The sequence below is a fragment of the Mesorhizobium sp. M0833 genome (assembly GCF_040319905.1).
GTDB lineage: Bacteria > Pseudomonadota > Alphaproteobacteria > Rhizobiales > Rhizobiaceae > Mesorhizobium.
Genome location: NZ_JAMYOQ010000021.1, coordinates 82,257 through 105,327 on the forward strand (window position 1 = coordinate 82,257; position 23,071 = coordinate 105,327).

Genomic DNA, 23,071 nt, shown 5'->3' on the forward strand with positions numbered 1-23,071 from the left:
CAGGTCGGATCGCGACGCTCGCCGCACAAGATGCAAATGTCGTCTCATGACGCGACCAAGCCATCCGACGACCTCCGCGCAACGGGCCGACCTTATCCCTCCCCTCCTGGCCTTAGCATCTGCGGCCGGTGATCTGGTGCGATCTCTGCAGCAAGCGCTCGCTATGTTATCGGAGTAGGCTAGGCGCAACCAAACGCTGCTATTTTGCGAAACCTCGACGAGGTAGTGGAGCACCATCTCCTCACCCGCCGATTTGGATTGTCAGTAGGCCACCACTGGTCAATCAAATCAAAGCAATGCGTGCAGGTTCGCCATCTTGGACGTGGTTAACCGAGGGAACAAATAACCGCTGTTATTGATAAATAACGACAATGGTGGGTGAGCCCGGAGGGAGTTCCAAAAGCCCGGGGTATCCTCCCGATCTCCTCGATGCGTTCTGTAGCTTTCCTTGGGCTGCCAGAGTTGGCGGCAGCCCTAAGCGCTTTTGATGCTGACACACGGCATTTACCGGCGACGTTCCCTCCAAAAACAACTCCATACCCGGCGATGACGGCATCCTCTGGGACTAGGAGCAAATCCCTTGAGTGCTGAGGGAACCTACACTTGACAAATCGGCGGCCGTCCGACACGTTCTTAACAAAAGGCACAACAAACTTACAAAAGTTCAAGTTGGCACAATCTGGCCGTTAGGGAGAAGGCCGATGCGTCTCTGTGACCGAGCGGAGATTTGCGCGTGAGCACGGTGACCGTGACCCGCGAAACGCCCAGATGGGCCCTGCCCCGGTTCATGACGGCCGAGCATCCTTTCCCCTGGCTCGCGCCGATCACGGTGATGCTTCTCGTTTTCGGCATCTATCCCCTCGCCTATTCAGTCTGGCTGTCGTTTCACAAACGCAATGTCGTCTCCCGGCAACTTGACTTCGCCGGGCTCCACCAATGGACGCGTGCGTTCTCGGATGCGCGTATGTGGCATTCGCTGGAAACCACGCTGATCTACACCTTCGTCGCGCTTGCGGTTCAGCTTGCGCTCGGCATCCTCATCGCGCTTCTGCTTGACACCGATCGCAAAGGTTACGGCGTGCTGCGGGCGCTGATGACACTGCCGCTGGTGGTGCCGCCTGCGGTGACCGGAATGATGTTCCTGCTGATGCAGGACGGCTCTTTCGGCGTCCTGTCGTTTTACCTCTATGCCCTCGACCTGATCTCGCCAGCACAGCCGATCCTGACGCAGCCGGGAACCGCATTGGCGGCGATCCTGCTGGCAGACATATGGCAGTGGACGCCGTTCATGGTGCTCATCATCCTGGCAGGGCTCAGGGCACTGCCGAAGGAACCTTTCGAGGCAGCGGCGATCGACGGCGCCACCGGCATCCAGACGTTCTGGCGGCTCACATTGCCGATGCTGCGCAAGGTGATAGCGGTCGCGGTGCTGATCCGCGGCGTCGATCTCTTTCGCATCTACGACTACGTCTACATCATCACCGCTGGCGGGCCTGGCACGGCCACCGAGACGCTTTCATTCTATGCGGGTCGAATCTACTTCACCGGAGACTTCCCCTATGCCGCGACCCTGTCGCTGATCGTGCTCGTCGTCTTGATCGTCGTGTCGAACGTCTTCGTCAGGCTGTTCAAGGTGAGGTTCTGATGGAATCGTCGCGCGCCCAAACGATCACCCGTGACGTGCTCGCCATCCTGGTGGTGGCGATCTTCATGTTCCCGATCGCGTGGTGGGCCCTGTCATCCATCAAACCCTATTCGGCGATCTTCGACCGCAGCGGACCGGTCTACACCGGTTTCACGCCGACGCCGGACAATTACCGTGTGACGTTGCTTGGCGTTTCGCGCGTCGACATCGGCATGGAACAGGGCGGCGAGGCGGCCGGGGTCATCAAGGGTGGCGCCAGTTCCTATGATTCCCGCCAGTCGTTGCTCGACAGCGCCATCATAGCCGTCGGATCGACGGCGCTGACACTGCTGCTCGCAACTCTGGCCGCCTATTGCCTGTCGCGAATGCAGTTCAGCGGCCAGCAGTCCTTCCTGTTCTGGATTCTCTCGCAGCGCTTCATGCCGCCAATCGCGATCGTCATTCCGATCGTTTTCATGTTCCGCGATCTCGGCTTGCGCGATACCTATACGGGGCTCATCCTCGTTCACAGTTTGATCAATCTGCCGCTGGCGGTTTTGCTTTTGAAGTCGTTCTTCGACGACGTCCCGCGCGAGGTCGACGAGGCGGCGCTGATCGATGGCGCGACGCGCTGGCAGACGTTCCGGCGCGTCGTCCTTCCCATGGTCAAGGGCGGCATCGCTGCGACGGCTGTGCTGTGTTTCATCTTTTCGTGGACCGAGTTCCTGCTCTCACTGTTCCTGACAACGTCGATCCGCACCGTGCCGGTGAAGATTTCGACCTTTGTCACCTCGACCGCAACCGAGTGGGGCTACATCACAGCGCTCGGGACGTCCGCGATCATACCCAGCTTCATCTTTATCCTGCTGGTTCAACGGCATCTGGTCCGCGGCCTCACCCTCGGGTCCCTGAAGGAGTGAGGCGCAGGCGAGAAGAACGACGACAAAAAACGCAACGGAGGAACGATCATGAGCTTCAGAGAACACGACAAGAAGACATTCGTCGCCGATACCTGCAACGACTTTACGGCGCGCCGAATAACCAAACGCGACTTCATGAGGAAGATGGCGCTCGCCGGTGTCGGCTTTTCTGCCTTCGGATCAGCCATGCTAGGTGGCGGCCGCACCAATCGGGGGATCCTGGGCCTCGGGGTTGAAGAAGCCCGCGCCCAGGACGCCGATATGCTGAAGTGGCTGGCCGATGTCGGCAAACCGTATGCCGGCACCAAAATCCGCTACACTTCGGAAGCGACGCCGCCAACGATCGTCGCCAACCAGCTTGTCGCGGGTGAATTCACCAAGGCCACCGGCATTGAGGTGGAAGTCGAGATCGTGCCGCTGGAGCAGGTTCTCGCCAAGGCGACGCAAGATGTGCAGGGCCAGCTTGGCACCTATGACGTCTACTATCTCGATCAGTCCTGGATGGCGACGTTTGCACAGGATGTCGTCGATCCGCGCGAGTATTATGACCAGAACAAGAACCTGGCGATGCCCAACTTCGACTGGGACGATTTCTCCAAGCCGCTGGTCGACGGCATCGCCATGTACAACGGCAAGCAGTGCGGAATCCCGTTCGATATTCCGATCTTCATCCTGATGTACCGCAAGGATCTTTTCGACAAACACAACATTGCGCTGCCGACAGACCTCGACGCCTACCTCAAGGCCGTGCAGGCGCTCACAGAGGCAGAAAAAAGCAACGGCATCTTCGGCACCGCGTGCCAGGCGAAGTCCGGCCATTATTCGCTGGAATGCGACTGGACCTTCGCCTTGTGGGGCCATGGCGGGTCGATCTTCAACAAAGACAAGAAGTTTGTCGGCAATGACGAGCGCGGCGTGGCCGGGCTGCAATTCTATCAGGAGTTGGTCAAGAACTCGCCGCCCTCGGCGACGACTTGGACCTGGGACGGCCAGGGACAGGCACTGACACAGGGTCAGGCGGCGATGGCAATCACCTGGGGCGAAGATTTCCCCGGCTTCGACGCCAACGATTCCAAGGTCAAAGGCCTGTTCGAAGCCCTGCCCGCGCCCAAGGAGGTTCCCGGTCGTCGCGCCGCCGCCGATTGCGGCTTCAACGAAATCCCGGCCGTTGGTCACCAGGGCGGCTCGACGATTTCGCTGTCGCAATATTCCAAGAACAAGGAAGCAGCATGGCTGTTCATGCAGTGGGTCTGCTCGAAGGATGTGATGGCGCGGGTATCGACGCTCGGCGGCGGCGCCTCGCCGATGCGCAATTCTTCCTTCACCGATCCTCGCGTGAAGGCGAAGGCCGTCGTCGGGCCTGGAACGACACGCCACTTCGACGCGATCAAATACACGATCGACAACCAGATGGGATCCGAGCCGGACATGCCGATCTGGGCGGATCTGTCGAACAACGACATTCCTGTCGAGCTCGGCAAATTGCTTACGGGCCAAGACTATGGCGGCAATGCCAAGGCGTGCCTCGATGCCATCGCCGGCATTGTCGACGGCAAAGTCAAGGACGCCGGTCTTTAGCGACTCGTCGGTGATTTGGGCGAAGGCGGCTTCCACCGCCCTCGCCCTTTGGCAATGTGGCGGCAATGGTTCCGGATCTCGTCATCGGCATCGATTCCTCGACCTCGGCAACCAAGGCGATCGCCTGGGACCGCAATGGGCTGGCCGTGGCTGAAGGTCGTGCACCGCTTGCAATGTCCAACCCGCGGCCGGGCTATTTCGAGCAGGATCCGGCCGCGTGGTGGGCCTCGACGGTGACGGCGCTTCGCGCTGTCGTAGCAACAGTTTCCCCGGCACGCATTGCCGCCCTTGCGATTGCCAACCAGCGCGAAAGCTTCGGCCTTTTCGACGAGCAGGGCCAGGCGGTCGGGCCGGCGACGCTCTGGCTCGATGAGCGCGCCCGGCAGAAGGTACGCCGCTTCGGCGAGAGTTTCGGCGCGGCACGCGTCCACGCAATATCCGGCAAGCCGCTCGATGTCATTCCTTGCCTTTACCGCATGATCTGGTTTCGCGAGGAAGAGCCCGAGATTTTTGCCCGCGTGGAGCGAATGGCCGAAGTCCATGGCTATCTGGTCTTTCGCTTGAGCGGCCGGTGGGTGACGTCCACCGCATCCGCCGACCCGATGGGCATACTCGATATGCGAGCTATGGACTGGTCTAACGAAATACTGGACGCCGCGGGCGTGGCGCGGGGAATGATGCCGGACCTGGCGCGGCCCGGCAGCGTTCTGGGCCAACTGACTTCGGAAGCCGCCATACTGACGGGCCTGCGGGAGGGCACGCCGATCGTCGCCGGCGGCGGCGACGGTCAATGCGCCGGAACGGGCGCTGGCGTGTTGCAGCCGCGATGCGCTTACATCAATCTCGGCACGGCGGTCGTCTCCGGCAGCTTTGGCACGGACTACGTCCATGACCAGGCCTTCCGCACCGAGACGGCGGTCGCCGATGATGGCTATATCTACGAGACGTGCCTTCGCGCCGGCACTTTTCTCGTCGACTGGATGGCGCGCGAAATGCTTGGCGTCGATCTGCATGGCGCAAGCGGCCTGGCAGCGCTCGAGGCCGAAGCCGCTGCCGGCCCCATCGGCGCAGGCGGCATAATGCTTCTTCCCTACTGGCAGGGCGTCATGGACCCGCACTGGGACAGTACGGCCCGTGGTGTGATTGCCGGGCTGTCCGGCTCGAGCAGCCGCGGCGACATCTATCGTGCCGTGCTGGAAGGTATAGCGCTTCATCAGGCCGCGACAAGTCAGCGGGCCGCCGCAGCGGCCGCCCAGACCATAGGCCAATTCATAGCCATCGGCGGAGGGGCGAAGTCCGACCTGTGGATGCAGATTCTGGCGGATGCGCTCGATCATCCCATAAAGCGTTCGACGACGGTGGAAGCCTCCTCGCTTGGCGCGGCGATGGCGGCGGCAAAGGGCGTGGGCTGGTTTTCCTCCATCGCCGAAGCGTCGCTCGCAATGGCCAGCGAGCCGGCCAGAACCTTCGAACCGGACGCGAAACGGGCCGCGCTCTACGCCGAACTTCTTGCGATCCATGCCGATCTTTGGCCAACGCTTTCAACCTGGAACCAGCGTCTCGCGGCCTTCATGGAGACCGATCATGGCTGAAGCGAGCAAATGGAACGCCTTGATCGAGGACGTTGTCGCAGGACGCTGGACAGATCCCAAGACAGGCGCAGCCGCGGTCCTGCCGTTCCAGACAATCGAATTGCTGGAGACGACGGAGGGCCGCGAGGGGGATCTCGTTGCGCCTCTGGCGCTAGGCAGCCGCATCGCCGTGGTCTCCGACATCAACACCGTCGATGTGATGGGCAGGCGCGTCGCGAAGGCGCTGCGTGCCATCGCCGAAATCGACGAAATCGTGCTGCCTGACGGCCTCGACTGCGATGAGGCAACGATCCAGATGGTCAGGGAGAAGACGCGTCACGCCGAAGGCGTCGTGGCCGTCGGGTCCGGCGTCCTCAACGACAGCTGCAAGCATGCAACCTTCCTCGACCAGCGGCCCTATGCCGTCTTCGGCACGGCGGCCTCGATGAATGGCTATGGCGCCTCGACAGCGTCGGTGACGTTGGCTTCAGGGCTCAAGATCTCGCTGCCCTCGCATGCTCCGCGAGGCATCTTCCTGGACCTTGGCGTGTCGGCTGCAGCACCCAGTTGGCTCAGCGCCGCCGGGCTTGGCGACAGCCTCTGCCGCTCCACCGCCCAGATCGACTGGTGGGCTTCGCATCGGCTGTTCGGCACTTACTATTCCGAGGTGCCTTATCTGCTTCAGGCGGGCGATGAGGAACCGATGCTGGCCCATGCGCCTGGCCTTGCCAGGCACGACATCACCGCCGTCGGGCATCTCCAGCGCGTCCTGACGCTATGCTCGATGGGCGTGTGCTTTGCCGGCGTTTCCCATCCCGGGTCCATGGGGGAGCACCAGATCTCCCATTGGGTCGACATGTTCGCGCAAGCACATCATCCAGGCACCACGCACGGCCAGCAGGTCGGGGTTGCCTCGCTGGTCATGGCGCGTCTGCAAGCGCAGCTGCTGGACATGGAAGAGCCGCCGCAGGCAAAGCCAACCGTCATCGACGAGGCGGCGATGCTGGCCCGCTATGGAGCGCAGCTTGGACCACTTTGCATTGCCGAGATGAGGAAGACAGCACTCGACGCCAGCCAGACGGAAATCTTCAACCGGAAACTCGCGGAAATCTGGCCGGCCCTGCGCCAGGAGGTTCGGCCAATGGCAATGCCGGTTGCCCGCATGGAGGCAGCCCTCAAGGCTGCGGGGGGGCCGGTCACCGGCGCAGAACTAGGCCTGCCGCGCGCGCTTTGGCACGATGCCATTCGCTATTCGCGAGAAATCCGCGGCCGCTGGTCCTTTGTCAATCTGGCCGCCGATGCAGGACTCTTGGAAGAATTTCTGGACAGCGAATGGTGAGAGCGCATCCGATCGCCAATGGCTCGCATGGCGAAAATGGGCTCCAACCGGCAAGGGCAATCGAAGGGTAGCAATTTATGGCGTCTGTCACCATCAGCAACATAAAGAAGGACTATGGCGCCCTCTCGATTATCGATGGACTCGATCTCTCGATCGAGGATGGCCAGTTCGTCGTTCTGTTGGGGCCGTCCGGCTGCGGCAAGTCCACGTTGTTGCGCATGATAGCCGGTCTTGAGCCCATCACGTCCGGTGAGATCGCCATAGGCGACAGGGTCGTCAACATGCTGCACCCCAAAGACCGCAACATCGCGATGGTCTTCCAGAATTACGCGCTTTATGCGCACATGACCGTCTTCGACAACATGGCCTTTTCCATGCAGTTGAAGAAGCGCCCCAACGAAGAAATCAAACAGAAGGTCGGGTGGGCGGCATCGATCCTCAACCTGACTCCCTATCTGGAACGGTACCCTCGCCAGCTTTCGGGCGGCCAGCGGCAGCGTGTCGCCATGGGCCGCGCCATCGTGCGGGACCCAACTGTGTTCCTGTTCGACGAGCCGCTGTCCAACCTCGATGCCAAGCTGCGGGTGCAGATGCGCACCGAAATCAAGGAACTCCACCAGCGACTGAAGACCACCACGGTCTATGTCACGCATGACCAGATCGAGGCCATGACCATGGCCGATGTCATCGTCATCATGCGCGACGGCCGTATCGAGCAGATCGGGCGCCCGCTCGATGTCTACGATCACCCGGCAAACCTGTTCGTCGCTTCTTTCATCGGCTCGCCCGCAATGAACATGTTGCATGGCGAGGTGGCATCCGAGCGCGACGCCTGGGTGGTGCGGACCGACGAGCTATCCCTCCCGCTGCCGCCAGGGGCTGCGGTCCGGCCCGGCCAAAAGGTGATCTACGGCATTCGCCCCGAACATCTTCGCCCCGTGGCCGACGGGCGCGGCATCCCGGCCAGGATTACGGTTGTCGAGCCGACCGGCCCCGAAATCCACATCTTTGCCAGCATGGGCAACACTGCGATCTGCTCGGTGCTGCATGACCGCATGGAGCTCTCTCCTGGAGCTGTAATCCATCTGGAACCGGCGCCTGAGCGAATCCACCTGTTCGACCAAGGCAGCGGCGAGCGACTGGACAAGGGAAGAAGCTAAATGGCCCAGGTCGTTATCCTCGGCGCCGGCGTCATGGGCTCTGCCATGACGCTTCCTGCCGCTCACGCGGATAACCGCATCACTCTTGTCGGCACCTATCTCGACGAGGAGATCGTCGGCTCGGTGGCCAGCACCGGTCGTCATCCGCGCCTCAACACCACACTGCCTGATGTGGTGGCCGCCAGGTCCTGGACCGAATTCGGGGCAGCGATGAACGATGGACCCCATCTGCTTGTACTCGGCGTCTCGTCGGCCGGCATTCCTTGGGCGATCGAGCGCATCGCAGAAAGCATCAAGTCGCCCGTGCCGATACTGATGATTACGAAAGGACTTGCGGCAAGCGACGAAGGCATCGACATCCTGCCACATCTGCTTGCCCGCGAGATCGAGCAACGCACCGGCTTGTCAGTCCCGGTGATGGCCGTCGGCGGACCGTGTATTGCCGGCGAACTGGCGGCACAGCGCGATACGTCTGTGATCGTTGCCGGACACGATCCCGACCAGGTGGCCGCGGCCTCCCGCCTTCTGCGCGCGCCCTTCTATCACGCGCGATCGTCATCCGATCTCGTCGGCGTCGAGATCTGCGCTGCTTTCAAGAATTTCTACACACTCGCCGTTGGGGCTCCCGTCGGAATGCTGGAGCGCGACGGCAAGGCGCCCAATGGTGCGCTCATGCACAATCTTGCCTCGTCACTTTTCTCGCAGTCCCTCGCGGAGATGGCGATTCTGGTCGATGCTCTGGGCGGAAAAATCGAAACAGTGCTGGGGCTGGCAGGCTCCGGCGATCTTTATGTGACCTGCCAGGCGGGCCGTAACGGTCGCATGGGGCGCCTGCTTGGCCGCGGCCTGCCCTATTCCGTGGCGAAGCGCGAACATATGAGTTCGGACACGGTCGAGGGAGCGCAACTGGCGCTGGACCTTGGTCCGACTTTGAAGAACATGATGGCCCGGGGTGTACTTCCCCATGATCGCCTGCCGCTGACGACCGCCATCATCGACGCGGTTTGTCACGATGCTCCGCTGGTTTTGTCCTTCGACCGCTATCATCGAGGCTAGCGGAGCCGGGGAAACTCGATTGATGCCTCATATCGATGAGCACATGGCTCGGCCGAGCCCGCTCTGGACCCGCTGCCGCGGAGTGGACAGGATGATCTGATGGAGAAACCCGCACGAAAGAAACGCGACGTCCGCCAAGCTGTAACGAGTTCGGTCACGGCTGATCGTGAGGAAGGGCTGCTCGTGCGCGCCGCCTGGCTTGCTTACGTCGGTGACCTCACGCAGGCGCAAATTGCCAAGTCTCTTGGCCTGACCCGCCTTCGCGTCAACCGGATGCTGGCGCATGCGCGCCAGCGGGGGATCGTTCAGATTCGCATCAATTCGAAGGTGGCGAACTGCATCGAGCTGGAGCACCGGCTGCGGGACGCCTATGGTGTCTCGGATCCAATCGTGGTTCCGACACCACCCGATCCCGCGCTGGTGCCACAGGTCATCGCAGCCGCCGCCGGTGAGGCCCTGTCGCTCAGAATCCGCGACGGGATATCGGTGGGCGTGGGATGGGGACGGACGCTCCAGCTTAGTCTGCGGTCAGTGACGGTGCGCCCGGTCAAAGGAATGTCGGTCGTTTCCCTGCTTGGTGGGCTCACGCGCGGATCGGCGATCAACATCTATGAGATCGCTTCGCGGCTCGCGGCGCTTTTCGATGCGGAATGCTTCTACATCGCAGCACCGGTGTTCACGGATACGGAGGCCACGCGCGATCTGCTTATGCGCCAGTCCATTTTGGAAGACGCCTTCACCCATGCCCGCGACGTTGACGCCGCTTTCGTTTCGGTGGGCGCGGTGCACAAGGACGCCACCATCTTTCGGATCGGACTGGTAGGCGACGATGATCTCAAATCGCTCCGCGAAGCGGGAGCCGTCGGCGATATTTGCGGCCACTGGATCGGCACCGACGGACAACTCGTCGATCACCCGCTAAACAATCGCGTTATCGGCCTCGCGCCCGAACATCTGCGCGACGTCGACACTGTGATCCTGCCCTCCGGTGGCCTCGACAAGGTTCCGGTGCTGCGCGCCGTGTTGCGTCTGGGAGTCGTCGATGTGCTGATCACCGACGAGAAAACCGCTGAGGCAATCCTTGCGCAAAAGCCGTAGCGCAGACTGACCTCTACCAGCAGAGCGGTTCGCGACTGATCGCTTCTTCGCGTCACAGAACCTCGTGGATTTCCTCGATCGAAGTCTCGCCGATCCGCTTGTCGAGAACGATCTCGCCACGCGCCATGGCCACGACCCGGTCGCAGCATTCGAAAACATGATGCATGTTGTGGCTGATGAAGACGCTGGTGATGTTCTGGGCCTTGAGCGCGCGAACGAAGCCGATCACCTTTCGCGTCTCCTTTACCGAGAGATGATTGGTCGGCTCGTCGAGAATCATGACTTTCGACTTGAAGTGCATGGCCCGGGCGATCGCCACGCCTTGACGCTGGCCGCCCGACAGTTCGCCGACCAGCGCGTCCGGCGACCTCAGATGCAGATCGACGTCGGCGATCGCCTTGACACTTTCATCACGCATGCGCTTCTGGTCCAGGATGCCGATGCCGAAAACCGAGCCCTTCACCGGCTCGCGTCCGATGAAAACGTTGCGGGCGATGGTCATGGTCGGCACCATCGAATTGTACTGGTAGATCGTCTCGATGCCGCGATCCATGGCGTCGCGCGGATTCGAGAATCGGACCGGTTCACCTTCGATCCTGATCTCGCCGCCATCGGGCTTTTGGGTGCCGGACAGGATGTTGATCAACGTCGATTTGCCGGCGCCGTTGTCGCCGACAAGGCCCAGGGCCTCGTCTGGATAAATGTCCAGAGTGACGTTCTTCAAGGCGTGGACGCCGGAATACCATTTCTGGAGTCCCTTGATCGCGATGATGGGTGCCGCCATGATCAGGTCTCCACCTTCATTGCCCTGCCCCGCTTTCGCAGCCAGGCATTCACGACGACCGCGAAGATAGTCAGGAAGCCGATTGCCATCTTGAACCAGTTGGCGTCAACCTGGCTCAGCACCAGTCCGTTGTCGATGACGCGGATAAGGGCAGCCCCTATGATGCCGCCGAAGATAGTGCCGATGCCGCCAGCCAGCGAGGCGCCACCGATGACGGCAGCCGACACGGCTTGCAACTCCAGCCCCTCGCCGATCGAGGGCAGCGGCGCGCCGAGCCGCATGACCTGAATGGTGCCGGCAAAGCCGGCGAGCACAGAACAGATCATGAAGCAGGCGACCTTCACCCGGGCCGTTGGGATGCCCATCGATTGCGCGGCAGGCAGAAAGCCGCCGGTGGCGCGCACCCAGTTGCCGAAATTCGTGCGCGACAGAAGCACCGTCGCCAGGATTGCCACGGCGACAAACCAGAAGAATGACATGCGAAAGAGGTCGCCCGGCCCCACATAGATCGTAAACAGCCATTTGGGCAGAGCGTTGGCCGGGATGACAGGAGGGAAGCCGCCGGAGGTTACCACCGTCAGCGAACGCGCGATGAACAGCATGCCAAGCGTGGTGATGAAGCTTGGTATCGCGAAACGAATCGTTATGAACCCGTTGAAGAAGCCGATCAGGGCGGCGATCGCGAGGCCGGCGGCAAAGGCCGGCGCGAACGGCACGCCGGCCGCCAGCATCACCGCCATCGTCATCGGGGTCAGCGCAAAGACCGAGCCCACGGAAAGATCAAACTCGCCGCATATCATCAGCAGGGTCACGCCGATCGCGACCAGCCCCATTTCAGGCAGCAGCCCAAGCATTCCACGCACGTTCTGTGTGTTCAGAAATACGCCGTTCGAGCGTATCTGAAAGACGAGAAGGAGGAGGAGCAGGAACACGACCGCGGCAAGCTCCGGCTTCTCCAGATAAATCTTCATCAAGCGCTTCATCATTCGCTCCGGCTTGGGATTGTTTGCGCTGGCTTGCCGCATCGGCAAGGGGATGGCGGCAGTCTGTCTTCTACCGCCCTTGACGGGGAGATGCGGTGGCAGGATGAGGGGTGGAGCTAAGACGCCCAAAGGCCACGCGGCCTGCCCCCCACCCTTGCCCCCCTCCCGTAAAGAACGGAGGAGAGGACGCCGGCTTCGCCGCCTACCGCACGCCTTTTGCGGCCAGTTCCTTGAGCTTCGGCACGTCTTCCTTGACGATGATGCCCTTGCCGGTGTCGATGTCTGCGGGCAGCAAACCGACGTTCTTGGCGAGATAGGATTCCATCACCGGCATGAAGCCCTGCATGTAGGGCTGCTGGTCGACCTGGACCTGGATATAACCCGCTTCCATCTGTTGCAGGACTTCCGAGACGATATCGAAGCCGCCCATCAGCACCTTGCCCGGTTCAATGCCGCGATCGATCAGCACTTGGGCCACGTAGGCATGCCAAAGGCCGGTGTCGAAATACACCGTGGTGTCCGGGTGGGCAGACAGATAGGCGCCAACACGATCGGCGACGACGGCGCCATCTGTGCCGGTGTCGAGCCGTTCGATGACTACTTCGCGTCCGCCATTCGCGGCCTTGTATTCCTCAAGGAACTTCATGACACCGGCAGCGCGTTGTTCCGACCAGTTCTGACCGGGCGCGGAGACGCCGACGAGCGCCCTGATCTTGCCTTCCTTGGGGAAGAACTCGGACATCTTCTTGCCGAGTTCGTAGCCGGCGGGAATGAAGCCCTGGCCGATGAAGGCCTGGCGGGCATTGCCGGCTGCACCCTCGGTGTCGTCGACGTTGGACGCGATCACCGTGACGCCGGCAGCGCGGGCGTCGGCGATGATCTGGTCGAAAGCATTGTTGTCGACGATCGAGGTGATCAGCGCGTCCGGTTTTGCCGCGAGTGCCGCCTGCATGTTGGCCGATTGTTGCTCGATCGAGCCTTCGGTCTGCGTGAAGACCATCTGGCAATTGGCCTGGATTTTGGCGCAGGCGTCGTCAAACCCCTTCTTCACCGCCTGCCAGAACGGGTTCGACGCCGACGAATGATGCGTGAAGACGATGTTCATCGGCTCCTGTGCGCGTGAGCCGATTGCCGAGCCTCCAGCCAGTACTGCTCCCAAGGCTGCCGAGATAAGTAGCTTCTTCATGGTTCTCCTCCTCCGTAGAAAGCTGCTTCAGGTTCATTTTCAGAGAGTCGATGCGTCAGTCACCCGTCGAAGCGCCGTGAAGGCGCGATCGATCTCCGGGTTCAGTTCCATGCCGAGGCCCGGTCCGGGAGGCACGGTGATCATGCCGTTCTTCACCTGCGGCAAAGCGGTCACAAGGTCGCGGTACCAGGTCTTGTAAAAGGCCCTGACACTCTCCTGGACAAGCGCGTTCGGCGCATTCAGCGACAGGTGGGTCGATGCGCCGAGCACCACTGGACCGGTGCAGTCGTGTGGCGCGACCGGCAGGTGCCATGCCTAAGCCATGGCAGCGATCTTGCGCGCCTCCGAGAGCCCGCCGCACCAGCTGATATCGAGCATGATGACACCGGCCGCTCCAGTTTCGAGAAGGTCGCGGAAGGCCCAGCGGGAACCGAGCGTCTCCGAAGCCGATATCGGCGCCAGCGAAGCCTCGGCATAGCGTTTCAGGCTGGACAGGCTGTCCATCCTGATCGGATCTTCGTGCCAGAAGGTCTTGTAGGGGGCAAGCTCGCGAGCGATCTGGATGGCCGGCAGCAGCTGCCACATTGAATGGAATTCAACCATGATGTCCATCTTGTCGCCGACCGCATTGCGGATTTTCTCGAATGGCGCCAGCGCGGAATTCAAGTCGGGCTGCGATATATACTGGCCGCGCGTTTTCTCGGCGGCCATGTCGAACGGCCAGATCTTCATGGCCGTGATGCCTTCCTCCAATAACGAATGCGCCAGTTCGTCGGCGCGGTGAAGGAAGCGGTTCAGATCATCATAGGCGTCGCCGGGCTTATCGAGCCCGTAGTTGGCCGTCGTCTGGCCCGTGGCCTTCTTGATGTATTCGGGTCCGGCACAGGTGTTGTAGGTCCTGATCTCGTGCCTGGTGAACCCGCCGAGGAGCTGTGCGATCGGCTGACCTGTGACCTTTCCAAACAGATCCCAAAGCGCGATGTCGAAAGCGGAATTGCCCCTGACTTCCGCGCCCGTCGATCGGAAACCGAGATAGCCGACAAGATCGGCGGCGAGCAGGTCGATCTGCAAGGGGTCGCGACCGATCACGCGCGGCGCGACATATTCGTGCAAATAGGACTCGACGGTCTCGGCCATGAAGAAGGTCTCGCCCAGTCCCACGAGGTCTTCGTCCGTGTGAACCAGGACCCAGAGAAGGTTCGGCCGCTCCTTGAGCCGCAGCGTTTCCAGCTTCGCAATCTTCATTGCGCCCCCGTCCTCAGGCGATGCCGGCCGCCAGCAGGGCCTTGACGCTCTCGTCAAAATGCCTCGCCATCAGGTCGCGAGCAGACTGGGGATCACCGGTCTCGATTGCTTCGGCGAGCTCGATATGGATCTGGATCATCTCCAACTGCTCGGCATCCGAAGGGCGGCTGCGCCAGCCGATCGGCCAGGTCTGGCGCGATACGCGCTCGAACGCGCCTACGATGAGGCTAAAAACCGGATTCTTTGCCGCCTTGGCGATTTCGAGGTGAAAGGCGAGATCGTGCTCCATGACCTGTTCCGGTCGCTGGAAATTCTCGCGCATGGCAAGCGCGTGCGCCCTGATCCTTTCCACTTCGTCGGCGGTTCTGCGCAAAGCCGCCAGCATGGCGGTGCGGGTCTCGATCGTGCGGCGCACGTCGTAGATTTGCTGCACCGTGATCTGCTCGGTGTGGACGCCATGCTCGATCACCAGCGACATGACGCCATAGTCCAGCTCGGCGACGGTAGCCCGCCTGCCTGCCCTGAGGTCGATAAGCCGCATCGCGGCGAGCGAGCTGAAGGCCTCGCGCACCACTGTACGCGAGACGCTCAATTGCCTCGAAAGCGCGGCCTCGCTGGGCAGCCGGTCGCCTGGTCCGAGTTCATGCGTGCGGATGTGGCGCGTGATCTCGCCGATCGTATTGCTGACCAGGCTCGCTGCGTCGGAATGTTTTGCGGCTACCACCGTGCTCACGCGATCTCCAGTTCAGAAGGCAAACCTGTATGGCAGGTTTTGCAGGTGTGTTGATAATACCTAGAAAAGCTGTATGTCAAGCTCAAGTCATTGCCGGGAGAACCGTCGGCCTCGTCGCCGGGAGAGCGGCGAACCGACGCTTGCATATCCGCTGCTCTTGATGCGACAGACGGCGGTCGGCCGGGTGCGGCGCGCCTGCATGATCGGACAGGCAATCATCTCGCTTGGGCAGGCTGGACAGTCTCATCGTGAACCCCGGCGGGCGCCCGACCATGCCGTCGGAAAATATCTCAGCGGACTATTCACTGATATTTCGATCGACGCACCTATATGGGTGGACAGAGTGTCACTTGAGGATTTGCCTATGCTGATTTCGCGTTGGGGACGGTTTGCAGTTTTGTTCGCCGGATTGTTCCTGGCATTTTCCATGGTCGCTGTGGATCACGCCGATGCGCGCCGTGGCGGCAGCTTCGGCAGTCGCGGCATGCGCACTTTCCAGCCGGTCCCGCCGACCAGAGTCGCGCCGCAACCGGCCGCACCGGTCGAGCGCTCGATGACGCCTAATGCGGCAACGAACAATGCGGCCCGTCAGCCGCAGGCATTCCAGCGCCCAGGCTTCTTCAACGGCCTCGGCGGATCGATGATGCGGGGGCTGCTCCTCGGCGGTTTGATCGGCGTTCTTCTGGGCCATGGGTTCGGCGGCTTGGCCGGCATGTTGGGCCTTTTGCTCCAAGTACTGCTGATCGGCGGCGTGATCATGCTGGCGATCCGCTTTTTCCGCTCGCAATCGGCATACAACCCAGCGCCCGCTACGGCCGGTGCCTCGCGGGGCACCGGGACCTTTGGGCGAAACGCAGCAGCTGGGCCCGAGCCGAGCAACGCTACAGCTTTCCCCATTCCAGGCATCGGGTCAGGATTTGGCGGAACGAGCCAAGCCAACGCTTCCGATGAGATCACACTCACGCAAACAGACCTCGACACGTTCCAGCAACGGCTGACGGAAGTTCAGGAGGCATTCGGGCGCGAAGATCATGCTGCTTTGCGCCGGTTGGCGACGCCCGAGATGGTGTCCTATCTGTCCGAGGAACTTGCCGACAATGCCAAAAAGGGCGTCAGGAACGACGTGTCGGACGTCAACCTATTGGAGGCCGATATTGCGGAAAGTTGGCGGGAGGGTGACCGCGACTATGCGACGGCTGCTTTGCGCTATGAGTCTCGCGACGTGACCCGCGATCGCAGCAGCGGCAAAATCGTTGAGGGCCAGGCCGATCAGCCGACCGAGACAACCGAACTGTGGACCTTCATGCGCCAGAACAGCGGGGACTGGAAGCTCGCCGCAATACAGCAGCCGAGCTGATGTGCTTGCCTTGATTGAAATGTCTGGCCCAGAGTTGTTCAGGTTTCTCGCTACCGCTCGAAGGCCAGCCCGCCCCTTCCGCCCGCTTGATCTTGAGTACGGTGCGGTCAGAACACGGAACTCATGAGCAGCCCTGTCTTCGTGGTCAATCCGTCACGGGCTGATGCGGTAGCTCGGTAGGGCGCGGCGGCGCCGACTCGGGCTGATCAGTCAATCGGTTCTTCAGAACATCAATGAGGCTGATGGTGATGGCGATCACCGCGGGGCCGAGGACAAGGCCGGATGCCCCAAACAAGACAATGCCGCCGACCGAGCCGACAAAGGCCACGACCGTGTGGAGGCGTAACCGATTCCCGACAAGCATCGGATAGAGCAGATTGTCGATGCCGCCGACAATGACGCCGCCCCAGACGGTCAATATCGCCGCGCTGGCCCAAGCCCCCTCCAGCGCGAGATAGACCGCTGCGGGCACCCAGACCACAAATGCCCCGAGCACAGGCACTATTGCAAGAAGTCCCATGACAAGGCCCCAAAAGACTGGGGTCGGCAGGCCGAGCCACCAGAACATCAGGCCACCCAATGTTCCCTGGACGGCGGCGACGAACACGGTGCCGAGCAGTGTTGCATGGACGGTCTCCGCAAAGCGGGACAAGATGTATGCTGTCTCCGGAGCGCGCAGGGGCGAAAGGCCCGCAACGGCTTGCAGGGCATGTTGGCGATCACGCAGAAAATAGAACAGAAGATAAAATGTCAGCCCGAACATCGCGACCTGATAGATGGAGCCACGCAACAGCGATGTGCTTTGTCCCGTCAGCCATTGTACGAATGCTGCGACGGAGCCGGCCGGATCGAATTGGTTCTCGATCCATTGGGCAATGACCGAAAGCGTGGGATAGCCAGACATGAAGCCGTCTGCATCCCAACCACGGATGACCTCCTCCAGATAAGTCGCTCCGTTTACCGCCTCGCGAACGAGCTGTTGTGCGACGAGTGCCAGCGGCAGCCCGACGGCAATCGCCGCGACGCTTACCGATATCACCGCTGCCAGGTTTCGATTTCCGACCCGTCTCTCAACCCAACGATGAGCCGGAGACAGAATGACTGCCAGGACGAGAGCCCAGGTCAATGCCGGCAAAAAAGGCCACGCAAGCAGATAGCAGACATATAGACCGATCGCTGCGGCTGCCAGAACGCCGAGCAATCTCAATTGTTTCACGTCCGGCATCTGTTTCAGATCAGCCCCTCTCGGTGTCTCGCAAGCCCAGCGAGCCTAATTGGTTTCTCAAAAAAAGGGCAGCGTCGGTTGCGGGAGCCTTACGGCGAGGCTGCCGAGGAGGCGCTTCGAGTGATCTCGAGGGGATTTTGACGGCATGCAATCGAACCTGATGTCGCTCGCCTGCGCTTTGACGGCCTTTCAGCTCGTCTGTGACTGGCAGATGGGGCTTGAACAAAAGCGACGACAGGAAAACGTCTCAGAACTCCCACGGAGATGTCAGAACGAGTCCTGCCGTCTCGAAGTCAGTCAGATTACGCGTGGCGAGGCGGCCACCATTTACTCGAGCGATCGCCGCGATCATGCCATCGGGTGCCGACATGCCGCGTCCCTGGCGAGCAGCAGCACCCATAATTTCCCCATAAACCAGCGCAGCTTCTTCTGTCAGACCGAAGATGCGGTCTGCGAAACGCCGGCGCCAGTCGGCCAACCCTTGCTCCAGCCGTTCGGCACGTTGATCCGGTCTTATCTTCTGGATGCCGAAGGCGATCTCGGCAATCGTCACGGTTGGAAGCGCGAGTTCGGCATCGTATCGGATCAGCCAGGCAATGACTGCCTCGTCTGGGGTCTTTTTCAACGTTTCGGAAACGACGTTGGTATCGACGAAGATCAAAGCTCGACGCCTCGATTCGGCCGGCGACTCTCACGGATCACCGCCTCAAGGTCGATGTCTGTGCCGGATTGCGCTGAAAGACGCAGATAGAAGGCAGAAGCAGGCTCGCGACCGGCCTCGCGGACCTCGTAGGATTCGAGGGCGCGCTCGACCACGTCCGCAATCGAGCGGTTTTCGCGGCGGGCAAGCCGGTGTGCAAGATCACGCGCCTTAGCGCTGCGGACTGAGAGTTGCGGTTCGGCCATATCGGACTCCTTGGCACTGCTATATAGGCTCATCCGCTCTGCTAGCAAGACGGCTGCTGATGGCTTGACAGGGCATGTTGGCGGTCGCGGAGAAAATAAAATTTCAGGCCGAACATGGCGACCCGATTGATGGAGGCGCGCAATAGCGTTGTGCTTCGTCCCGTCAGCCAAGAATGCGGCGACTGAGCCGGCCGGATCGAGTTGGCTCTCGATCCACTGGGCGATGGCCGAAAGCGTAGGACATTTGGTTCCGCGGAAGTATCCCTTCGTCCAAACCCAGCGAAAACGATTTGCGATGCTGTCGCGACTTGAGGGCGCAGGACGGAAATGGCGACCTTCAGACGCTCCGATAAGACCGGTCGACAGTGGTCATGGCGAACATGATCGGGCAGTCGAGAACCGGACGTGGCGTTCCTTGGTGCGGTCGACGCCGCCCAACTTTACCAGCAGAGCGCCGCAAAGGCGGAATCGCCATCGAGGTCAGGCGCGAACCCGGCGACGGCTACTGGTCAAACGTATGGAAAAAGCAGCCTTTCTGCATGACTTTCATTCGGCCGCCCGACCCAGGATCAGGTCTGCTCGCTCTCCTACTTGTCGACTGCAGAGTGGAACGAGACGCGCTTTGTCCGCGAGGACTTCGACAAGCTCATACGCGGCGCTCGATTCTTTCGATACGAAAGGAAATGTATCACGACGCGACTATGATCGTGCGGGACAATGGCGAAGCCATGATCCCCATATTCGGCTACTTCAGCGACAAGAGAAAGCTGTCTGACAGGAATCAGCCCAAACGGGTCAGGCGCCCTTCCGAAGAACGGCACGATAGCAGTCCTAACCCGCATTTACGAGCAGTCCCTCGCATCGGCGACCTAAACCGATTGATGCCCTCCGCGAAGGCCGGATTGCGAGGTCACCCGTAGCCCGTGGTTCAGGAAACATCCACGACACGGAAGACCTCCCCCGATCCTGCATCCCGCACAAGATCGACGCGCTCGCCGTCCCAGTGGTAGTCGAGATGGCGGCCCTGAACGGGTGCCGAAGCACAATCCGGGTAGAAAAGGCCAACGCACTCGCCGTTTGGGTGCCGGACGCTGGGATATATCATACCGTCCGACCCAGCGTCCTTGAGGCGCTTCGCCAACCCTTGCGATGACTGGTAGTTGTCCGGGGCAAGGGCCGAATGGCCCTGCCGCTCAGGCCCTCTCAAGTCGTGCAGATCGGCATCAACCGAAAGAACGATCTCACGGAACTGCGAAGTCCAGCCAGCTTCTTCGGCTGTCCGCACCATGAAGCGCTCGTGGTGATGGATGGTCTCGAACAGCGCCGTCTCGAAGACATTGCCGACGTAGAGGACGCCAAAAGTGCCGTCGGTGAAGCGGCTTGGCCTGTCGGTGCTCACATGCGTGAAGGGCGCCATGAGGTAGGACGCGCCATTGCCGCCGACCCTGCGCTCGACCGGCACGAGATCGAGATTGCCGATGCTCGCCATGACCCGCGGGTTGGTCTTCTGCTCCGCGGAGATCAGCAGCGGCCAATCGGCCGGATCCGCAATGTCCTCGAATAAATCGATCGGCGGAAAGGCGCTGCGAATGATCCTGACAGCACCTTTCCACTTAATCCGCGAAACCGGGATCTGTTCCGGCGCCGTCACCAGCCGCCGCGCTCGGCGTCGAGATAGCGGCGGACCCGCATGATGTCAGTGAGCTCGCCACCAAGCATCACATCCAAGGCGCTTGCCCCGGCAAAGGCGGAATTGCCGGTGCGGATCCACGCATATCCGCGCTGCGGCTCGGCGAAGATGATCCTGAGGGCCTTGTGGATGCCCATCAGGTTGGAAAGGCGCGCACGGCCGTCGCGGGATATCCGTCCGGGCCCTTCAGCCTTCCAGCGGCGGAAGGACCGGACCGGCATGTCGAGCAGGGTCGCCGACTGCTCGTCGGTCAATTCCCATTTGCCGAAAAGATTGAGCGCGGCGCGAAACATGGCAGCCGCCTCGGCCTCGGTAACAGGATCGGCACGGAATGCCTCAGGGGCCGTATCGACGCGTTCAAGTGCTAGCATGCGTCATCTCCACATGGCAGTGAATATCTCATTCCATACCATTTGGCAATACGCGAGAAGAGCGGAACGCTGAAGGGGTCGGAGCGCTCTCCGCGAGCGGCAGGAACAGGCGGGTCATGTAGCGGATGCTCTCGGTGAAGCAGCCCTGCGCCTTTCGGACGGCCCGTAGTCAGAACCGCCTGCACAATGTCGTCAGCTGAGATGGTGGGCCCGTGCTCCAGCCCGAGGGACGCACAGTACTCTGGAACACAGTAGACTTCGCGACCGAGCGGTGAGCGGCGATAGTCTAGCGGCAGCTTGTCCCGGACCGGCAGCAGCAGGCCGGTCGCGGGATGGAGCGATTTGGCTGCTATAAATACTCACGGCATCGGCGGGTTGTCGCGTCAACAACCGTCCGGGTCAACATCCGAATACCCGTGTTCTCCCAGAGCCGTCGAATTAATCGTGCCAAACAGAGGCCGCGATATAGGCAAACCCGCCGGCTGAAATGATCTGCCGTTTTGGCGCGCAAACTGCTTCGGCGCAAAGCTCAGGGGTCGAGGCCTCGGTAAGCGGTGCTGCCATTTTGCGACAGCATGTGGCGGGAAGATATTGCTCAGATTGGAGGTCGCTTGAGTTGGAGGGAGTGATCGTCCTCTCGAAACCTGCCCCGCCACCAACGCTGCCCAAATTCGAAAGCAGCCGACTGCTTGAGCGACCGCGGACCGAAATCGGCTTAGGCGGCGTAGCCGCCTCACGTTTTATCCTCACTTCGCCCGTGCTGAAGGGCCGCCCAGGTGCTCGATCCCGATGCACGGCAACGAGCGGCCATCCCAAAGCTCCATCACCTGCATACCCGCCTTCATTATCTCAACAATGCAGGCTGGCGTGGCGGTTCAGCTAAGTGATCCCTCTTTGCCGCATTGCGAGCAACCGCGCGAATAATACGCTTCAAGTATTCGGCCTTATGGGGACCGGCCAATTCGATAACGCTCTCCACCTGGACACCGTCGGCTCTGAAGAACCTGACGGAAGCTTCTCTGTTCTTTTGCATCAGACGTGAGCCACTGACAACAAATTCGGAATAAAATATCCTCGTAGGGAACACAGCCGAAAACCGGAAAGCACCATGTTCGTGGCGGTAGCAGCCAATCGAACGAATGCACGCATCGCGGTTTGCCTACAGCACGCTCTCATGTCCCGACAGCGCAATTTCGCGGTTACCTCCGGCCACGAACAGTCAGACCACTTTTGATGTGTAGGTTAGACCTTCGTCGTCGGCAAGATTGGCCGATGCGATGACTCGCTGGTGAATTACCGGCTCGCGCGTGATGAGCGCGAAGGCATCAGGTGCCCCCGCCGTTCCCGAGGGTCGCGGTCTACGGAACTAGCCTCAGTCGCCGAGCCGTGCCTTGCGTCCGAACGCGGTCACCGGCGCCTCCAGTGGGATCGGGCGAGCCGCTGCAGGCGCATTCGCAGCAAAGGGTTATGACGTGTTCTCGTGACCCGTGAGCCGGCGCGTGCCGAGTTGGCAGCGTCCGATTGCTGGCGGCTCGAAGCGCGCCCGGGCGCCCTCGCCTATTTGTAGCCACCTGCTCAAAACCGCCATGAAGCCAGCCGCCAGCCTGCTATGTTCGACGGCAATCGTTCAGCTTGCTGCCGCCCACCGTTTGAAAACGATGGTCACCTTCGTCCCTTTGTTGGCGCTGGACTCGACGGCTAGCTGGGCCTTGGCGTTCTCGGTCAGCGATCGCGCGATCAGCGCTCCGAGCTTGCCTGGCTTGGGCCACATCTCGCCTTCCGGCAGGCCGATTCCGTCGTCCGCCACTGTAACCCGGCAGCCATCGCCATCGACGACACTGTGCAGCATTATCGTGCCGCCGTCGCGCCCCCGGAAGGCATGCTTTAGTGAATTGGTCAGCAATTCGTTCACGACCAGCCCCGCCGGCATGGCGACGTTTATTGACACCGGATATGTATCCACCTTCATATCCAGCCGGATCCCCTCGACTGCGTGCGAGCTCATCACCGCGGACGCTATCTGGCTGAGATACACACCAAGATCGACCTCCTCCTTCGGCTGGTCGGCCGTTAGCGTCTGGTAGAGGATCGCCAAAGCGTCGACGCGACCGGCGAGCCGCTCAAACCGTGTCCGGTCGGCCTCGGTAGCGTTGCGGCTTTCCAGCCGGATCAGTGCGGTGATCATCTGCAGGTTGTTCTTCACCCTGTGCTGCAGTTCGCGAAGCAGTATGTCGTTCTCGCTGAC

Annotated in this window: 19 protein-coding genes and 2 pseudogenes; 10 read left to right on the forward strand and 11 right to left on the reverse strand. The window is 61.2% G+C overall.

Annotated elements, in window-relative coordinates:
- Window positions 1-733 precede the first annotated feature (733 nt).
- The 8 genes from NKH98_RS22655 (at window position 734) to NKH98_RS22690 (ending at window position 10,346) form a co-directional block, all read left to right on the forward strand.
- Window positions 734-1,645 (forward strand): carbohydrate ABC transporter permease, encoded by a 912-nt coding sequence (locus NKH98_RS22655; RefSeq protein ID WP_352752807.1) that lies wholly within the window; start codon window positions 734-736, stop codon window positions 1,643-1,645.
- Window positions 1,645-2,544 carry a carbohydrate ABC transporter permease gene (locus tag NKH98_RS22660; protein ID WP_352901825.1) on the forward strand — a complete coding sequence of 300 codons (900 nt, stop codon included), beginning with the start codon at window positions 1,645-1,647 and terminating at the stop codon, window positions 2,542-2,544. Before NKH98_RS22655 ends, NKH98_RS22660 begins: the two co-directional genes overlap by 1 nt.
- Window positions 2,545-2,592: 48 nt before the next feature.
- Complete coding sequence (locus NKH98_RS22665; protein ID WP_352701478.1) at window positions 2,593-4,122, forward strand: ABC transporter substrate-binding protein; 1,530 nt, start codon at window positions 2,593-2,595, stop codon at window positions 4,120-4,122.
- A 65-nt stretch (window positions 4,123-4,187) separates the two neighbouring features.
- Window positions 4,188-5,714 carry a xylulokinase gene (locus NKH98_RS22670; RefSeq protein ID WP_352901829.1) on the forward strand — a complete coding sequence of 509 codons (1,527 nt, stop codon included), beginning with the start codon at window positions 4,188-4,190 and terminating at the stop codon, window positions 5,712-5,714.
- Entirely contained in the window at window positions 5,707-7,032 is a 1,326-nt protein-coding gene (locus tag NKH98_RS22675) for an iron-containing alcohol dehydrogenase (protein ID WP_352901832.1), read from the forward strand. The genes NKH98_RS22670 and NKH98_RS22675 overlap by 8 nt, the downstream gene beginning before the upstream one ends.
- A gap of 77 nt (window positions 7,033-7,109) precedes the next feature.
- On the forward strand, window positions 7,110-8,192 hold the full coding sequence (locus NKH98_RS22680) for an ABC transporter ATP-binding protein (protein WP_352901834.1): 1,083 nt from the start codon (window positions 7,110-7,112) through the stop codon (window positions 8,190-8,192).
- A complete protein-coding gene (locus NKH98_RS22685; protein ID WP_352901837.1) occupies window positions 8,193-9,248 on the forward strand; it encodes a hypothetical protein in 1,056 nt (351 codons plus the stop codon).
- 99 nt (window positions 9,249-9,347) lie between these two features.
- Complete coding sequence (locus NKH98_RS22690; RefSeq protein WP_352901840.1) at window positions 9,348-10,346, forward strand: sugar-binding transcriptional regulator; 999 nt, start codon at window positions 9,348-9,350, stop codon at window positions 10,344-10,346.
- Between the two features lie 52 nt (window positions 10,347-10,398).
- On the opposite strand, the gene NKH98_RS22695 is transcribed toward NKH98_RS22690, so the two are convergent.
- The 5 genes and pseudogenes from NKH98_RS22695 to NKH98_RS22715 form a co-directional block, all read right to left on the reverse strand.
- Complete coding sequence (locus NKH98_RS22695) at window positions 10,399-11,130, reverse strand: ATP-binding cassette domain-containing protein (protein ID WP_254819755.1); 732 nt, start codon at window positions 11,128-11,130, stop codon at window positions 10,399-10,401.
- Window positions 11,131-11,132: 2 nt separating this feature from the next.
- Window positions 11,133-12,113, reverse strand: coding sequence for an ABC transporter permease (locus NKH98_RS22700; RefSeq protein ID WP_352901865.1), 981 nt, complete (start codon window positions 12,111-12,113; stop codon window positions 11,133-11,135).
- Window positions 12,114-12,315: 202 nt separating this feature from the next.
- Window positions 12,316-13,299 carry a sugar ABC transporter substrate-binding protein gene (locus NKH98_RS22705; RefSeq protein ID WP_352507683.1) on the reverse strand — a complete coding sequence of 328 codons (984 nt, stop codon included), beginning with the start codon at window positions 13,297-13,299 and terminating at the stop codon, window positions 12,316-12,318.
- Between the two features lie 39 nt (window positions 13,300-13,338).
- Window positions 13,339-14,544 (reverse strand): annotated as a pseudogene (locus NKH98_RS22710) (mandelate racemase/muconate lactonizing enzyme family protein).
- Window positions 14,545-14,557: 13 nt separating this feature from the next.
- On the reverse strand, window positions 14,558-15,277 hold the full coding sequence (locus NKH98_RS22715) for a FadR/GntR family transcriptional regulator (RefSeq protein WP_502894296.1): 720 nt from the start codon (window positions 15,275-15,277) through the stop codon (window positions 14,558-14,560).
- Window positions 15,278-15,644: 367 nt separating this feature from the next.
- Here NKH98_RS22715 and NKH98_RS22720 point away from each other — a divergent pair, with 367 nt between their 5' ends.
- Window positions 15,645-16,634, forward strand: a complete 990-nt coding sequence (locus tag NKH98_RS22720; RefSeq protein WP_352901867.1) for a Tim44 domain-containing protein — start codon at window positions 15,645-15,647, stop codon at window positions 16,632-16,634.
- A 145-nt stretch (window positions 16,635-16,779) separates the two neighbouring features.
- Here NKH98_RS22720 and NKH98_RS22725 read toward each other — a convergent pair whose 3' ends face one another.
- From NKH98_RS22725 to NKH98_RS22735, 3 genes are all read right to left on the reverse strand, one after another.
- A complete protein-coding gene (locus NKH98_RS22725) occupies window positions 16,780-17,859 on the reverse strand; it encodes an AI-2E family transporter (protein ID WP_352901844.1) in 1,080 nt (359 codons plus the stop codon).
- A 247-nt stretch (window positions 17,860-18,106) separates the two neighbouring features.
- On the reverse strand, window positions 18,107-18,520 hold the full coding sequence (locus tag NKH98_RS22730) for a type II toxin-antitoxin system VapC family toxin (protein ID WP_352579037.1): 414 nt from the start codon (window positions 18,518-18,520) through the stop codon (window positions 18,107-18,109).
- Window positions 18,517-18,765 carry a plasmid stabilization protein gene (locus NKH98_RS22735; RefSeq protein WP_352507764.1) on the reverse strand — a complete coding sequence of 83 codons (249 nt, stop codon included), beginning with the start codon at window positions 18,763-18,765 and terminating at the stop codon, window positions 18,517-18,519. Before NKH98_RS22735 ends, NKH98_RS22730 begins: the two co-directional genes overlap by 4 nt.
- A gap of 393 nt (window positions 18,766-19,158) precedes the next feature.
- Between NKH98_RS22735 and NKH98_RS22740 the strand changes: the two are divergent.
- A pseudogene (locus tag NKH98_RS22740) lies at window positions 19,159-19,523 on the forward strand (ABC transporter substrate-binding protein); the annotation flags it as partial.
- Window positions 19,524-19,693: 170 nt separating this feature from the next.
- Here the strand turns inward: NKH98_RS22740 and NKH98_RS22745 are convergent.
- The 3 genes from NKH98_RS22745 to NKH98_RS22755 form a co-directional block, all read right to left on the reverse strand.
- A complete protein-coding gene (locus NKH98_RS22745; protein WP_352509978.1) occupies window positions 19,694-20,416 on the reverse strand; it encodes an RES family NAD+ phosphorylase in 723 nt (240 codons plus the stop codon).
- A complete protein-coding gene (locus NKH98_RS22750) occupies window positions 20,413-20,826 on the reverse strand; it encodes an MbcA/ParS/Xre antitoxin family protein (RefSeq protein WP_352901849.1) in 414 nt (137 codons plus the stop codon). The genes NKH98_RS22745 and NKH98_RS22750 overlap by 4 nt, the downstream gene beginning before the upstream one ends.
- A gap of 1,627 nt (window positions 20,827-22,453) precedes the next feature.
- Window positions 22,454-23,071, reverse strand: a 618-nt coding sequence (locus NKH98_RS22755) for a histidine kinase dimerization/phosphoacceptor domain -containing protein (protein ID WP_352901852.1), incomplete at its 5' end; no start/stop codon positions are given.

Coding starts and splice junctions, on each gene's coding strand:
- NKH98_RS22660 (WP_352901825.1), top strand. CDS start 1,645: ATGGAATCGTCGCGCGCCCAAACGATCACCCGTGACGTGCTCGCCATC.
- NKH98_RS22665 (WP_352701478.1), top strand. CDS start 2,593: ATGAGCTTCAGAGAACACGACAAGAAGACATTCGTCGCCGATACCTGC.
- NKH98_RS22670 (WP_352901829.1), top strand. CDS start 4,188: ATGGTTCCGGATCTCGTCATCGGCATCGATTCCTCGACCTCGGCAACC.
- NKH98_RS22675 (WP_352901832.1), top strand. CDS start 5,707: ATGGCTGAAGCGAGCAAATGGAACGCCTTGATCGAGGACGTTGTCGCA.
- NKH98_RS22680 (WP_352901834.1), top strand. CDS start 7,110: ATGGCGTCTGTCACCATCAGCAACATAAAGAAGGACTATGGCGCCCTC.
- NKH98_RS22685 (WP_352901837.1), top strand. CDS start 8,193: ATGGCCCAGGTCGTTATCCTCGGCGCCGGCGTCATGGGCTCTGCCATG.
- NKH98_RS22690 (WP_352901840.1), top strand. CDS start 9,348: ATGGAGAAACCCGCACGAAAGAAACGCGACGTCCGCCAAGCTGTAACG.
- NKH98_RS22695 (WP_254819755.1), bottom strand. CDS start 11,130: ATGGCGGCACCCATCATCGCGATCAAGGGACTCCAGAAATGGTATTCC.
- NKH98_RS22700 (WP_352901865.1), bottom strand. CDS start 12,113: ATGAAGCGCTTGATGAAGATTTATCTGGAGAAGCCGGAGCTTGCCGCG.
- NKH98_RS22705 (WP_352507683.1), bottom strand. CDS start 13,299: ATGAAGAAGCTACTTATCTCGGCAGCCTTGGGAGCAGTACTGGCTGGA.
- NKH98_RS22725 (WP_352901844.1), bottom strand. CDS start 17,859: ATGCCGGACGTGAAACAATTGAGATTGCTCGGCGTTCTGGCAGCCGCA.
- NKH98_RS22735 (WP_352507764.1), bottom strand. CDS start 18,765: ATGGCCGAACCGCAACTCTCAGTCCGCAGCGCTAAGGCGCGTGATCTT.
- NKH98_RS22750 (WP_352901849.1), bottom strand. CDS start 20,826: ATGCTAGCACTTGAACGCGTCGATACGGCCCCTGAGGCATTCCGTGCC.